At 71.7% G+C, this 13556-nt stretch carries 13 protein-coding genes; 11 read left to right on the top strand and 2 right to left on the bottom strand.

The window, feature by feature from the left end:
- The first annotated feature begins 96 nt into the window (after positions 1-96).
- The 6 genes from ACIBK9_RS43830 (at position 97) to ACIBK9_RS43805 (ending at position 5757) form a co-directional block, all read left to right on the top strand.
- Positions 97-1017, top strand: coding sequence for a DUF3068 domain-containing protein (locus ACIBK9_RS43830; protein WP_358282858.1), 921 nt, complete (start codon positions 97-99; stop codon positions 1015-1017).
- Positions 1014-1901 (top strand): decaprenyl-phosphate phosphoribosyltransferase, encoded by an 888-nt coding sequence (locus tag ACIBK9_RS43825; RefSeq protein WP_397164927.1) that lies wholly within the window; start codon positions 1014-1016, stop codon positions 1899-1901. The genes ACIBK9_RS43830 and ACIBK9_RS43825 overlap by 4 nt, the downstream gene beginning before the upstream one ends.
- Positions 1898-3217, top strand: coding sequence for an FAD-binding protein (locus tag ACIBK9_RS43820; protein ID WP_397164925.1), 1320 nt, complete (start codon positions 1898-1900; stop codon positions 3215-3217). Before ACIBK9_RS43825 ends, ACIBK9_RS43820 begins: the two co-directional genes overlap by 4 nt.
- 52 nt (positions 3218-3269) lie before the next feature.
- Positions 3270-4010: an SDR family NAD(P)-dependent oxidoreductase gene (locus ACIBK9_RS43815; RefSeq protein ID WP_397164923.1), complete on the top strand. Its 741-nt coding sequence runs from the start codon at positions 3270-3272 to the stop codon at positions 4008-4010.
- A gap of 88 nt (positions 4011-4098) precedes the next feature.
- Positions 4099-5205: a nitronate monooxygenase family protein gene (locus ACIBK9_RS43810; protein ID WP_352323097.1), complete on the top strand. Its 1107-nt coding sequence runs from the start codon at positions 4099-4101 to the stop codon at positions 5203-5205.
- A 24-nt stretch (positions 5206-5229) separates the two neighbouring features.
- Entirely contained in the window at positions 5230-5757 is a 528-nt protein-coding gene (locus ACIBK9_RS43805) for an arginase family protein (RefSeq protein ID WP_397164921.1), read from the top strand.
- A gap of 60 nt (positions 5758-5817) precedes the next feature.
- On the opposite strand, the gene ACIBK9_RS43800 is transcribed toward ACIBK9_RS43805, so the two are convergent.
- Both ACIBK9_RS43800 and ACIBK9_RS43795 read right to left on the bottom strand, forming a co-directional pair.
- On the bottom strand, positions 5818-6291 hold the full coding sequence (locus ACIBK9_RS43800) for a carboxymuconolactone decarboxylase family protein (RefSeq protein ID WP_397164919.1): 474 nt from the start codon (positions 6289-6291) through the stop codon (positions 5818-5820).
- A 106-nt stretch (positions 6292-6397) separates the two neighbouring features.
- Positions 6398-7207, bottom strand: coding sequence for a crotonase/enoyl-CoA hydratase family protein (locus ACIBK9_RS43795; protein WP_397164917.1), 810 nt, complete (start codon positions 7205-7207; stop codon positions 6398-6400).
- A gap of 126 nt (positions 7208-7333) precedes the next feature.
- Here ACIBK9_RS43795 and ACIBK9_RS43790 point away from each other — a divergent pair, with 126 nt between their 5' ends.
- From ACIBK9_RS43790 to ACIBK9_RS43770, 5 genes are read left to right on the top strand one after another with little or no spacing between them, the layout of a single operon-like run.
- Entirely contained in the window at positions 7334-8896 is a 1563-nt protein-coding gene (locus ACIBK9_RS43790; protein ID WP_397164915.1) for an acyl-CoA synthetase, read from the top strand.
- On the top strand, positions 8886-9788 hold the full coding sequence (locus tag ACIBK9_RS43785) for a Zn-ribbon domain-containing OB-fold protein (RefSeq protein WP_397164913.1): 903 nt from the start codon (positions 8886-8888) through the stop codon (positions 9786-9788). The genes ACIBK9_RS43790 and ACIBK9_RS43785 overlap by 11 nt, the downstream gene beginning before the upstream one ends.
- The gene (locus ACIBK9_RS43780; RefSeq protein ID WP_397164912.1) at positions 9785-10804 is read left to right on the top strand and encodes a thiolase domain-containing protein; all 1020 of its coding nucleotides are present in this window, start codon (positions 9785-9787) and stop codon (positions 10802-10804) included. The genes ACIBK9_RS43785 and ACIBK9_RS43780 overlap by 4 nt, the downstream gene beginning before the upstream one ends.
- Positions 10805-10807: 3 nt before the next feature.
- On the top strand, positions 10808-11956 hold the full coding sequence (locus ACIBK9_RS43775; protein ID WP_352323091.1) for a thiolase domain-containing protein: 1149 nt from the start codon (positions 10808-10810) through the stop codon (positions 11954-11956).
- A complete protein-coding gene (locus ACIBK9_RS43770) occupies positions 11956-13542 on the top strand; it encodes an acyl-CoA synthetase (protein WP_397164910.1) in 1587 nt (528 codons plus the stop codon). The genes ACIBK9_RS43775 and ACIBK9_RS43770 overlap by 1 nt, the downstream gene beginning before the upstream one ends.
- The last annotated feature ends 14 nt before the right edge of the window (positions 13543-13556 follow it).

The raw sequence follows: 13556 nt of genomic DNA, 5'->3' as shown, positions 1-13556 counted from the left end.
GTCACTCGTCGCAATAACATACCGGCGAGTAGGTAGTTCGTTTCAGTACTTAACCACCCAAACAGGCGTCAGTGCACCTGCGCACATGGAGGGTCCATGAACCGGGTCGTCGTTGGCAGCGTCCTCATCGCCGTCGGGGCATTCCTCATCGTTCTGGCTCCCCTGGTGCGTCTCCAGGTCGCGCCCGCCTTCATGGCGGCCAAGGGCGACCAGTACAGCATCAGCAAGCTGCACGCGACGGGCGCCCAGTACTTCAGCATCCCGGACGGCAAGGTGCTGACCGCCGACCTCGACATCATCGTCACCACCCGCGGCGACGTGAAGGAGGCCAACGACGACCGCGTCGTCTGGGACGAGTTCACCGCCGTCAACGACGTCACCAACAGCAAGCCGGGCATCAACTTCAGCGAGCGGCGCAGCGCCTTCGACAAGCGCTCCGGCGTCGGCCTCAACTGCTGCGGCGCCAGCATCGACAAGGCCCCGGTGCAGCTCCAGGGCCAGATCTACAAGTTCCCGTTCGACGTGGAGAAGAAGACCTACCAGGTCTTCAACGCCAGCGCGGGCAAGGCGTTCGACGCCAGGTTCGTCGGCGAGGAGCAGGTCAACGGGCTGGCCACGTACAAGTTCGAGCAGACCGTCCCCGAGACCAGGACGCAGACGCTGAACGCGCCCGCCGCCTGGTTCGGCATGGGCACCTCGGGCGACGTGCAGCTGAACCGGTTCTACTCCGGCACCGTCACCTACTGGATCGAGCCCACCACCGGCGCGCCCGTCAAGCAGGAGCAGGTGCGCAACGAGGTGCTCAAGAGCCAGGACGGCATCGAGCGCTCCAAGGCGTTCGTGGCCACCGCCAAGATGACCGACGACACGGTCAAGGGCCTGGTCGACAGCGCCTCCGAGGGCAAGAGCCAGATCAACCTGATCAGGACCACGCTGCCGATCGTGCTCGGCGTGGTCGGGGTCGTCCTGCTCCTGGGCGGCCTGCTGCTCGCCCTGCGCGGCCGCCGGTCCGCATGAGCCAGGGCGTGGTCGCCCGGCCCTGGTCGCCCGCGCCCGCGCTGGCCCTGGTCAGGGCGGCCCGGCCGCGTCAGTGGCTGAAGAACCTGCTCGTCCTGGCCGCCCCCATGGCGGCCGGGGTGCTCGGGCAGCCGGGCCGCCTGCTCGCGGCGCTGCTCGTCCTGGCCGCCTTCTGCCTGGCCGCCAGCGGCTCCTACCTGCTGAACGACGCCTCCGACGTGGAGGCCGACCGGCTGCACCCGCGCAAGCGCCGCCGGGCCGTCGCCTCCGGCGCGGTGTCGGTGCGCACGGCCCGGGTGGCGGGCGTCGTCCTGCTGGTCCTCGCGCCCGCGGTCGCCGCGCTCACCGGCGGCTGGCAGTCGCCCGCGGTCGTCGCCGGGTACGTCGCCCTGACCCTGGCCTACACGGCCTGGCTCAAGCACCAGGAGGTCGTGGACCTCATCGCGGTCGCCGGATGCCACGTGATCAGGGCCTACGCCGGAGCCGTCGCCGTCGGGGTGCCGGTGACCGGCTGGTTCCTGGTGGTCGTCTCGCTGGCCGCGCTGCAGCTGGTGGCCGGCAAGCGCGAGGCCGAGCTGCGGTCGCGGGGCGTGTCGGGGACGCGGGCCACGCTGGCCGCCTACCCGGCCGCGTACCTGACGCACGTGCGGATCATGGCGTCCGGGGCGATGATCGTCACGTACTGCCTGTGGGCGCTGAACGCGCACGAGAACGTGTTCTACGGGCTCAGCATCGTCCCGTTCCTGCTCCTGGTGCTCCGGCACAACCTGCTGGTCGAGCGGGGCGGCGGCGAGGAGCCCGAGGAACTGGTGATCCGCGACCGGCCCACCCTCGTCTTCGCCGCCGCGCTGGTCGTCCTGGTGGGGCTCGGGATCTACGCGTGAGCACGTTCCTCACCGGCTGGGGCCGCACCTCGCCCACCCCCGCCGTGCTGCGCCGCCCGCGCTCCCTGGACGAGCTGCGCGACCTGGTCGTGGCCGCGCCGGGCCGCGGCGTCGTCGCCCGCGGGCTCGGCCGCTCGTACGGCGACGCCGCCCAGAACGCCGGCGGCCTCGTCCTCGACTGCACCGGCCTGGACGCCTGGAGCTTCGACGAGCGCACCGGCGTCGTGACCGCGGCGGGCGGGGTCAGCCTGCACGAGGTGATGACGGCGCTGGTGCCGCGCGGCTGGTTCGTGCCCGTGAGCCCCGGGACCAGGCACGTCACGGTCGGCGGGGCCGTCGCGGCCGACGTGCACGGCAAGAACCACCACCGCGACTCCTCCTTCGGCGCGCACCTGCGCTCGCTCACCCTGGTGACCGCCGACGGCGCCGCCAGGGTGCTGCGCCCCGGCGATCCGCTCTTCCGGGCGACCGTCGGCGGCATGGGCCTGACCGGGGTGGTGGCCGAGGCGACGTTCGGCTGCGTGCCCGTCGAGTCGTCCCGGATGCGGGTGGACGTACGGCGCACCGCCGACCTCGACGAGACGCTCGACGTCATGGCCCGCACCGACGACCGCTATCGCTACACGGTGGCCTGGATCGACCTGCTCGCCCGCGGCCGCCGGATAGGACGCAGCGTCCTGACCAGGGGCGACCACGCGCCGCGCGACGGGGACAAGGCGCCGCCGGTCTTCGCGCCGCGCGCCCGGCTGCACGCGCCGCCGTGGGCCCCGGACGGGCTGCTCAACGGGCTCAGCGTGCGCGCCTTCAACGAGCTCTGGTACCGCAAGGCGCCCGCGAGCGCGACCGTCACGCAGGGCATCGCGCCGTTCTTCCACCCGCTCGACTTCGTCGAGGGCTGGAACCGCATGTACGGCCCGCGCGGCTTCGTGCAGTACCAGTTCGTGGTGCCGTTCGGCGCGGAGGAGACGTTGCGCGGCATCGTCGGGTCGTTGTCGGCGCATGGGACGGTGTCGTTCCTGACCGTGCTCAAGCGGTTCGGTCCCGGTTCGGGCGGTTTCCTGTCCTTCCCCGTGCCCGGCTGGACCCTGGCCCTGGACATCCCGGCCGGTCAGCGCGGCCTGAGCGGGCTCCTGCGCGGCTTCGACGAGCGCGTCGCGCAGGCCGGAGGACGGGTGTACCTGGCCAAGGACGCCCGGCTGCGCGCCGACATGATGGCGGCGATGTACCCCGAACTGGAACGATGGCGGAGCATCAGGGACGAGGCCGACCCGGAGGGCCTGTTCCGCTCGGACCTGTCCAGGAGACTACGACTGTGACCACCACTTCTGACGCGACCCGGGCGGCCGCCGCTCCGGGGCGGGGGGCGTCGTGAGGAACGCGCTCGGGGCCGTGGACAGCGTGCTGCTGCTGGGTGGGCGGAGCGAGATCGGCCTGGAGATCGTCCGGCTGCTGGTCGGGCTGGGCGCGACCAGGGTCGTGCTGGCCGCCAGGGGTGAGCTCACGCCGCCGGCGGACCTCGCCGCCGAGGTGCACGTCCTGCCGTTCGACGCGCTGGACGTGGGGTCGCACGCCGCCGTCCTGGCCGGGGCCGTGAAGCTGGTGGGCGACCTCGACGTGGTGATCTCCGCGTTCGGCGTGCTCGGCAGCCAGGACGACTACGACGCCGACCCGGCCGCCGCCGCCGAGGCCGTCGCGGTCAACTACGGCGGCCACGTCTCCGTGGACCTGCACGCCGCCAGGGTCCTGCGCGAGCAGGGGCACGGCACCCTCGTGGTGCTCTCGTCGGTCGCCGGGGCGCGGGTGCGCAGGGCCAACTTCGTCTACGGCTCGGCCAAGGCCGGGCTCGACGGGTTCGCGCAGGGGCTCGGCGACGCGCTGCACGGGTCGGGCGCGCGCGTGCTGATCGTCCGGCCGGGCTTCGTGATCGGCCGGATGACGAAGGGCCTGCCCCCGGCTCCGCTGTCCTCGACGCCCCGCCAGGTGGCCCTGGCCACCGTGCGCGCGCTGCGCGAGGGCGCGTCGTCCGTGTGGGTGCCGCGGGCGCTCGGCCCGGCGTTCGGCCTGCTGCGCCTGCTGCCGCGGCCGCTCTGGCGGCGGCTGCCGCGCTAGGACGCGTTCCAAGCCGGAAGCCCACCGACGAAAGGTTCTAGAGTAGAACACGTTGCAGTTCGGCTGCGGCGCGGCTTATCGTCGGGCCATGCGGACACGGGTCACGGACATGTTCGGCATCGAGCTCCCGATCTTCGCCTTCAGCCACTGCAGGGACGTGGTCGCCGCGGTCAGCCGCGCGGGCGGCATGGGAGTGCTCGGCGCGCTCTACTTCACCCCGGAAGAGCTCGAAATGGAGCTCAAGTGGATCGACGACCACGTCGACGGCAGACCGTACGGCGTGGACGTGGTCATGCCCGCCTCCTACGAGGGCGCCGACTTCGCCCCCGAGGAGCTGGTCGGCCGCCTGCAGGCGATGATCCCCGAGGGGCACCGCGCGTTCGTCGAGAACCTGCTGGGCAGGCACGGCGTGCCGCCCCTGTCGTCCGACGCCGACCCGGGCCGGGTGCTGCTGGGCTGGACCGACGCGACCGCGCGCCCCCAGGTCGAGGTCGCGCTCCGCCATCCCATCGCCCTGCTGGCCAACGCCCTCGGGCCGCCCCCGGCCGACGTCGTGGACCTCGCCCACCGGCACGGCGTCAAGGTCGCCGCCCTCGCCTCGACCCCGCGGCACGCGCTCAAGCAGGTCGAGGTCGGCGTGGACGTCGTCGTCGCCCAGGGCACCGAGGCCGGCGGCCACACCGGCGAGATCTCGACCATGGTGCTCATCCCGCAGGTGGTGGACGCCGTGGACGTCCCCGTCCTGGCGGCGGGCGGCATCGGGAACGGCCGGCAGATGGCGGCCGGCATGGCGCTGGGCGCGGAGGGCGTCTGGACCGGCTCACTCTGGCTCACCGTCGAGGAGGCCGACACCCCCGAGATGGCGAAACGCCGCATCCTGGAGGCCACCTCGCGCGACACCGTGCGCTCCCGGAGCTGGACCGGCAAGCCCGCCCGCCTGCTCAGGAACGAGTGGACCGAGGCGTGGGAGTCGCAGGAGTCGCCGGGCACGCTGCCGATGCCGCTGCAGTTCATGCTCGTCTCGGACGCCCTGCGCCGGATCGGCCGCTCGGACGCCTCGGAGCTGGCCACGTTCCCCGCCGGGCAGGTCATCGGCCTGACCAACCAGGTGCGCTCGACGAAGGACGTGGTGTTCGGGCTCGTGGAGGAGTACGCGGAGGCCCTGGAACGCCTCGACCGCATCACCCGGGACTGATCGTCCGGCTGTTGCCGTGGGCACGTGCCGGTCCTGTACGTGCCGTACCACCTCGACGAGCACCAGCCCGAGCTCAACGTGCCGCTGCCCGACGGCGTGCCCGTCGCCGAATTCACCGTGGAGCTGCCCGGCCGGGACGTCTGGTCCCGCCTCGGGCGGCTCTACGACGCCGTCGCCGCCACCGTCGAGCGGACCGTGCGGGCGGGGGAGCGGCCGGTCGTGGTCTCCGGCGACTGCACGCTGTCGATCGGCATGACGGCGGGCGTGCAACGGGCCGGGCTCGACCCCTCGATCGTCTGGATCGACGCCCACGGCGACCTCCAGACGCTGGAGACGACCACGTCCGGCTGCCTCGGCGGCATGGCGCTGCGCTTCCTGCTCGGCTACCGCTCCCGCGACGTGGCCGACCGCCTGGCCCTGCGCCCGCCGCCGGAGGACCGCGTGCTGCTCGCCGCACTCAACCTCGCCTGCACGTGGCATCCGGGCCGGGACGATCCCGGCGGCGTCCGGGAGCACCTGGTGACGACGGTCCTCGGCGGCCTGCGGGACTGACTCCTTCCCGCAGGCCGCGGTTCTCCGCCGGCTCTCTCCCGGCTCTCCCTCGGCTCTCGGTCAGCCGAACATGCCGGGCACGTAGTCGCCCGCGGGCTGCTGGATGATGACGTTCACCCGGTTGAAGGTGTTGATCAGGGCGATCAGGCACACCAGCGCCCCGAGCTGCTCCTCGTCGTAGTGCTTGGCGGCGTTCGCCCAGACCTCGTCCGGGACGCCGCCGGCGCCGTCGGCGATGCGGGTGCCCTGCTCGGCCAGCTCCAGCGCGGCCCGCTCGGCCTCGGTGAACACCTTGGCCTCGCGCCAGGCGGCGACCAGGTTGAGCCGGATCGAGGTCTCACCGGCGTGCGCGGCGTCCTTGGTGTGCATGTCGGTGCAGAAGCCGCAGCCGTTGATCTGGCTGGCCCGGATCTTCACCAGCTCCTGCGTGGCGTGGGGCAGGCCCGAGTCCATGATGACCTTGTTGGTGCCGATGAGGTGCTTCATGACCTTGGCCGCGACCTGGTTCTCGAAGAGGTTGAGACGGGCTTCCATGACGCGCTCCTTGTCGTCGTCGACTGCTTCCACCTCTCGGACGGGACAGCCGGACGGGATGTGACAGGAACCGATGTGACGTGCGTCTCTCCTCCCGGGGGAGTGGTCAGCGGCCTTCGTAGCGGGCCGGGCGCTTCTCGCGGAAGGCCCGGGTGCCCTCCTTGGCGTCCTCCGAGCCGATCACCGGCCAGCCCAGCTCGTCCGACACCTTCAGGGCCTCGGGCTCCGGCATGCCCAGGGTGTCCCGGTACGTCCGCAGAATGGCCTGGACCGCCAGCGGTCCGGAACCGGCGATGTCCGCCGCCAGCTCCCGGGCCGTCTCCAGCGCCCGCCCGTCCGGCACGACCCGGTTGACCAGCCCCATCGCCAGGGCCTCGGCGGCGGTCACGGAACGGCCGGTGAGCAGCAGGTCCATGGCGTGGCAGTACGGGATCTGGCGGGGCAGCCGGATCGCGCAGCCGCCCATGGGGAAGAGTGCGCGTTTGGCCTCGAACAGCCCCAGGGTGGCCGATTCCGCCACCACTCGCAGATCCGTCCCGACCAGCAGCTCCGTGCCGCCGGCGACCGCGTACCCCTCGACCGCGCTGATGATCGGCTTTGTCGGCAAGTCCTCCCTCAAGAGCCCTTTCCAGTGAAAATTCGGGATCTGAGCGGCTCTTGCCTGAACCTCTGGATCGGTCGAGGGTTGGCCCATGGCCTTGAGGTCGGCCCCGGCGCAGAACGTGCCCTCCGCCCCGGTCAGGATCGCGACCCGGATCGAGGGCTCTGCCGACGCGTACGCCCACGCCGAGGCCAGCCCGATCAGCATGTCCGAGGAGAGGGCGTTGCGGGCCTCCGGCCGGTTCATCGTGACGGTCAGGACGTGGCCGTCGCGTTCCACCCGGCAGTGCGGGGTGCTGATCGGCAGAAGCTCCATGTACGCCTCCCAAGTCCCAGAAGCTACTGAATCAAGCGCTTGCTACGAACTTTACCCGCGGGATACGCTCCCCACAGCAAACGAGAACAAGTTCCTGTTTTGCTACGCCTGAGCTGAGGAGATCAGATGGGCACGCTCGGTTTCTGGAGGCTGGCGCAGGCGGATCCCGAGTGGATCGCGGCCGTCGACCCCGACGGCACGGAGCACCGCGCGGGTGACCTCCTGGCCCGTTCGAACCGCCTCGTCCACGGGTTACGCGAGCTCGGCCTGGAGCCGGGCGACGGGATCTGCGGCCTGGTCCCGAACGGCGCGGACGGCCTCGTCCTCTACCTGGCCGCGCTCCAGGCCGGCTGGTACTACACGCCGATCAACTGGCACCTCACCGGCCCGGAGATCGGCTACATCGTGTCCGACAGCGAGGCCAAGGCGTTCTTCGTCCACCCCCGCTTCCTCCAGGAGGGCGCCAGGGGAGCCGAGGCGATCGAGCCGCACCGCCGCTTCCTCCTCGGGGACGGCGGCGGGGACGGCGGCCAGGACGGCTTCCGCCCGGCGGGCGAGCTGACCGCCGGGCAACCGGACACCGCGCCGCCCGGCCGCACGGCCGGCGCCACCATGCACTACACCTCGGGCACCACCGGCCGGCCCAAGGGCGTCCGGCGCACGCTGAGCGGCCTCGACCCCGACGACGGCGCCGAGCTGATGACCTTCCTGCTCGGCCTGTTCGGCATCACGGCCGGACCGCCCAACGCGCACCTGGTCACCTCGCCCAGCTACCACACCGCCGTCACCCAGTTCGGCGGCAGCGCCCTGCACATGGGCCACACCCTCGTCTACATGGACAGATGGGACGCCGAGGAGACGCTCCGGCTGTGCGAGCGTTACCGCGTCACGAACTCCCACATGGTCCCCACGCACTTCAAGCGCCTGCTCGCGCTCCCCGAGGCCACCAGGGCCAAGTACGACCTGTCCTCGCTCAAGTGGATGATCCACGCCGCCGCCCCCTGCCCGGTCCCGGTCAAATGGGCGATGTTCGAGTGGTGGGGCGACTGCATCTACGAGTACTACGCGGCCACCGAGGGCGGCGGCACCCTGGCCACGCCCGAGGGCTGGAAGGCGCACCCGGGCACGGTCGGCTCCGCCTGGCCGATCAGCGAGCTGCTGATCGCGGACGACGAGGGCGAACCCGTACCGACCGGCACCCCCGGGACGATCTACATGAAGATGATGGGCGTGCCCTTCGAGTACAAGGGCGACCCCGACAAGACCGCCGCGAACCGGCTCAAGGACTACTTCACGGTCGGCGACATCGGATACCTGGACGAGGACGGCTTCCTCTTCCTCTGCGACCGCAAGGCCGACATGATCATCTCCGGCGGGACGAACATCTACCCGGCCGAGATCGAGAACGAGCTCATGGTCCACCCCAAGGTCGCCGACGTGGCCGTGTTCGGCATCCCGGACGACGACTGGGGCGAGCAGATCAAGGCCGTCGTCGAGCCCGCGCCGGGCGTCGCGCCGGGTCCCGAGCTCGCGGCCGAGCTGATCGCCTCGCTGGAGGGCCGCCTGGCCCGGATGAAGTGGCCCAAGAGCGTCGACTTCATCGCCGAGATGCCCCGCGAGCCCAACGGCAAGCTGCTCAAGCGCAAGCTCCGCGCACCGTACTGGGAGGGTCACGACCGTGCCATCTGACGATCCGCTGGTCGCCCAGCACGTCCTGGAGTTCCCCGGCGGTTACACCCGGACGACCGGGCCGGTGATCGGGCGCTTCCTCACCGAGTTGCGCGGCCGCCGCATCGTCGGAGTGCGCACGAAAGAGGGCAAGGTGCTCGTGCCGCCCCTCGAATACGACCCCGCCACCGGCGACCCCGTCACCTCCGAGTACGTCGAGGTCGGCCCGGCCGGCACGGTGACCTCTTGGGCCTGGGTGCCCGAGCCCCTGCAGAACCACCCGCTCGACCGGCCCTTCGCCTGGGCCACGATCCTGCTGGACGGCGCCGACACCGCGCTCGTGCACGCCGTCGCCGCCGACGACCCCAGGGCGCTGTCGAAGGGCTCCCGGGTCTGGCCGGTGTGGCGCGACCGGCCCACGGGCCACATCACCGACATCGCCCACTTCGCGCCCGAGGTCACGAAGATCGTGTCCAACGTGCGGGCCGAGTACCGCCTCCAGGCGGGCGGCTCGCTCCGCGTCTTCCTGGAGGGCGTCGAGCGCGGCGTCTTCCTCGGCGGACGTTGCGAGCAGTGCGACCAGGTGTACGTGCCGTACCGGATGTCCTGCCCCCAGTGCGGAGGTCTCATCCCGGAGACGCTCGAACTCCCCGACACCGGGACGATCACCACGTTCGCCATCAACAACCTGCCGGATCCGCGCGCGCCGGAAGTGCCGTTCGTCTCCGCCTACATCCTGCTCGACAACGCCGACATCCCCATGATCGCCCTGATCGGCGACGTACCCGCGCACGAGGTGCGCCAGGGCATGCGGGTCAGGGCCGTCTGGGTGCCCGAGGAGGAGCGGAGCAAGTCCATGGCGAACATCCGCTGGTTCGCCCCCACCGGCGAGCCCGACGTGGAGCTGTCATGAGAGAGGTCGCGATCGTCGCGTTCGCGCAGACCGTCCACACCGACCACGACACCGGGCTCACCGAGCCCGAGCTGATCCTGCCGGTGATCAGCGAGGTCAAGGAGCGGACCGGGCTGACCAGGTTCGGCTTCACCTGCTCGGGGAGCTGCGACTACCTGGCCGGGGCGCCGTTCTCGTTCGTCAGCGCCCTGGACGCGCTCGGCGCCTGGCCGCCCGTCTCCGAGAGCCACGTCGAGATGGACGGCGCCTGGGCCCTGTACGAGGCGTGGGTCCGCCTCCAGCACGGCGACATCGACTCGGCCCTGGTCTACGGCTTCGGCAAGTCGTCGCTCGGCGACCTGCGCACCATCATGACCCTCCAGCTCGACCCCTACTACCTGGAACCCCTCGGCCTCGACCAGCTCTCCCTGGCCGCACTCCAGGCGAACGCGCTCGACGCGGACAGGAAACAGCTCGACGAGATCGTCCGCAGGTCCAGGGCGGACGGCAGGAGCAACCCGTACGCGCTCGACCTGCCCGAACCGGACGGCGAGGAAGTCGCGGTCGAACCCCTCAGGAAGACGGACGTGCCGCCCGTCACGGACGGCGCGGCGGCGATCGTGCTGGCCACGGCGGAACTGGCCGGACGGCTCACCAGCCGCCCCGCGTTCGTCAAGGGCATCGCCCACCGCATCGAGCCCCATTACCTGGGCACGCGGGACCTGGCCAGGTCGGTCTCCGCGGCCGACGCCGCACGGGCCGCCGGCGTCGGCAAGGGCCCGGTCGAGGTGGCCGAGCTGCACGCCCAGTTCCCGCACGAGGAGCTCATCCTGCGCGAGGCGCTCGAACTGGGCGGCGACACGCTGATCAACCCGTCCGGCGGCCCGCTCGCCGCCAACCCCGTCATGGCCACGGGGCTCATCCGCATCGGCGAGGCCGCGCGGCGCATCCTCGACGGCGGCGCGAGCCGCACCGTCGGGCACGCCGCCGGCGGCCCCTGCCTGCAGCACAACCTCGTCACGGTCCTGGAGGCGTGAATCATGGGCAACCGCTGCGCGGTGATCGGGGTCGGGCAGACGCACTACACCACCAAGCGCAGGGACGTCTCCATCGCGGGCCTGGTCCGCGAGGCGGCGCTGCGGGCCCTGGAGGACGCCGGGCTGACGTTCAAGGACATCGACGCCGTCGTGGTCGGCAAGGCGCCCGACCTGTTCGAGGGCGTGATGATGCCCGAGGCGTACCTCGCCGACGCGCTCGGCGCGGCGGGCAAGCCGATGATGCGGGTGCACACCGCGGGCAGCGTCGGCGGCTCGACGGCGCTGGTCGGCGCGAGCCTGATCCAGGGCGGCGTGCACGAGCGGGTGCTCGTGGTGGCCTTCGAGAAGCAGTCGGAGTCCAACGCCACCTGGGCGCTGTCCACGCACCTGCCCTTCAGCGCGTCGCTCGTGGTCGGCGCGGGCGGCTACTTCGCGCCGCACATCCGCGAGTACATGCGCAGGTCCGGCGCGCCCGGCCACATCGGCACGCTGGTCGCCGTCAAGGACCGGCTCAACGCCCTGAAGAACCCCTACGCCCACCTCAGGATCCCCGGCATCGACCAGAAGATGGTCGAGTCCACGCCGATGCTCTGGGAGCCGATCCGCTACCTGGAGACCTGCCCGTCCAGCGACGGCGCGTGCGCGATGGTCCTGGCCGCCGAGCACAAGGTCACCGGCACCCCCGCCTGGGTGCACGGCACCGCCATGCGCTCGGAGCCCATCTTCCGGGCCGGCCGCGACACCGTCAGCCCTCAGGGCGGCAAGGACTGCGCCGCCGACGTCTACCGCCAGGCCGGCGTCACCGACCCGCGCCGCGAGATCGACGTGGCCGAGGTGTACGTGCCCTTCTCCTGGTACGAGCCGATGTGGCTGGAGAACCTGGGATTCGCGGCGGAGGGCGAGGGCTGGAAGCTGACCGAGTCCGGCGCCACGGCCCTCGACGGCGACATCCCGTGGAACGCCTCCGGCGGCGTGCTGTCCAGCAACCCGATCGGGGCCTCGGGGTTGATCAGGTTCGCCGAGGCCGCGCTCCAGGTGCGCGGCCAGGCCGGCGAGCACCAGGTGGACGGCGCCCGCACGGCGCTCGGCCACGCCTACGGCGGCGGAGCCCAGTTCTTCGCGATGTGGATCGTCGGACGGGAGAGACCCTGATGGAGTTCAACCACGCGGACCTGTTCGAAGCACTCGCCGACGTGATCGGGGACCGCACCGCCGTCATCTGCGGCGACCGCCGGCGCACCTACGCCGAGCTGGACGCCGAGGCCAACCGGCTCGCCCACTACCTCGCCGACCTCGGCGTCCGGCCGGGCCAGCACGTCGGGCTGCACCTGTACAACGGCGTGGAGTACCTGGCCGGGCTGCTGGCCGCGCTCAAGATCCGGGCCGTGCCGATCAACGTCAACTACCGGTACGTCGAGGCCGAGCTGCTCTACCTCTACCAGGACGCCGACCTGCGCGCGCTGGTCTACGACGTCGAGTTCGACCCCCGCGTGGCCGCCGTCGCGCACCAGGCGCCGCTGCTGGAGCACCTGATCGCGGTCGGCGGCGAGTCGTCGATCGCCTCGGCGGTGCCGTACGAGGCGGCGCTGGAGCGCGGCAATCCGGAACGCGGCTTCGCCCCGCGCACCGGCCAGGACGTCTACATCATCTACACCGGCGGCACCACCGGCATGCCCAAGGGCGCGATGTGGCACGTCGAGGACCTGTTCATGGCCTTCGGCGGCGGCAACCCGTACGGCGACCCGCGCACCACCCCGCAGGAGGTGATCGACGAGGCCGTCAAGGCCACGCCCATGATCATGATGGCCACCTCGCCGCTCATGCACGGCGCCGCGCAGATGGCCACCTTCATCAGCTGGTGGGCGGGCGGGACGATGGTGCTCGTCCCCAAGTTCGACGCGGACGAGGTGTGGCGGGCGGTCGAGCGCGAACGCGTGCTGACCATGAGCATCACGGGCGACGCCATGGCCAGGCCGCTGGCCGAGGCGCTGGAGACGGGCACGTACGACCTGTCGTCGCTGTTCGTCGTCAGCTCGACCGGCGCGATCCTGAGCGGCGCGGTCCGCGACCGGCTCCAGGGCCTGCTGCCCGACGTCATGATCGTGGACAGCTTCGGCTCGACGGAGTCCGGCTACACCGCCTCCGCGCTGCCTGGCTCCACGCCCGAGACCGGGCTGCGCTACCAGCCCAACCCGTCGGCCAGGATCAGCGTCCTGGACGAGCGGGGACGTCCCGTTCCGCCGGGTTCGGGGCAGATGGGGACGGTGGCCAGGTCCGGGCGGGTGGCGTTCGGCTACTACAACGACCCGGACAAGTCGGCGCGCACGTTCGTCACCGACCCCGACGGCACCCGCTGGCTGCTCACCGGCGACCTGGCGACCGTGGACGCCGACGGCACCGTGCACGTGTTCGGCCGCGGCTCGCAGTGCATCAACACCGGCGGGGAGAAGGTCTTCCCCGAGGAGGTCGAGGCCGTGCTCAAGGGCCATCCGGCGGTGTTCGACGCGGTGGTGACCGGCGTGCCGGACGACCGGTGGGGGAGCAGGGTGGCGGCGGTGGTCGAGCCGCGTCCCGGCGTCGAGGTGACCGCCGCCGAGCTGGACGTTCACTGCCGGGCGTCGTTGTCGGGGTACAAGGTGCCGCGTTCGTACGCGTTCGTGAAGGAGATGGTCCGCTCGCCCGCCGGCAAGGCCGACTACCGCTGGGCCAGACAAACCGCCGAAGCCGCCACCCCCTGACCACCCGGTCGTCG

Origin of the sequence: Nonomuraea sp. NPDC050227 (assembly GCF_044459705.1) — a bacterium.
In the GTDB taxonomy this organism is placed as follows: Bacteria; Actinomycetota; Actinomycetes; order Streptosporangiales; family Streptosporangiaceae; genus Nonomuraea.
The sequence above is the reverse complement of the archived record's forward strand: the minus strand, read 5'-3'. Positions and strand labels throughout refer to the sequence as shown.

Coding starts and splice junctions, on each gene's coding strand:
- ACIBK9_RS43795 (WP_397164917.1), bottom strand. CDS start 7,207: ATGGAGCTTCTGCCGATCAGCACCCCGCACTGCCGGGTGGAACGCGAC.
- ACIBK9_RS43830 (WP_358282858.1), top strand. CDS start 97: ATGAACCGGGTCGTCGTTGGCAGCGTCCTCATCGCCGTCGGGGCATTC.
- ACIBK9_RS43770 (WP_397164910.1), top strand. CDS start 11,956: ATGGAGTTCAACCACGCGGACCTGTTCGAAGCACTCGCCGACGTGATC.
- ACIBK9_RS43790 (WP_397164915.1), top strand. CDS start 7,334: ATGGGCACGCTCGGTTTCTGGAGGCTGGCGCAGGCGGATCCCGAGTGG.
- ACIBK9_RS43780 (WP_397164912.1), top strand. CDS start 9,785: ATGAGAGAGGTCGCGATCGTCGCGTTCGCGCAGACCGTCCACACCGAC.
- ACIBK9_RS43825 (WP_397164927.1), top strand. CDS start 1,014: ATGAGCCAGGGCGTGGTCGCCCGGCCCTGGTCGCCCGCGCCCGCGCTG.
- ACIBK9_RS43810 (WP_352323097.1), top strand. CDS start 4,099: ATGCGGACACGGGTCACGGACATGTTCGGCATCGAGCTCCCGATCTTC.
- ACIBK9_RS43775 (WP_352323091.1), top strand. CDS start 10,808: ATGGGCAACCGCTGCGCGGTGATCGGGGTCGGGCAGACGCACTACACC.
- ACIBK9_RS43800 (WP_397164919.1), bottom strand. CDS start 6,291: ATGGAAGCCCGTCTCAACCTCTTCGAGAACCAGGTCGCGGCCAAGGTC.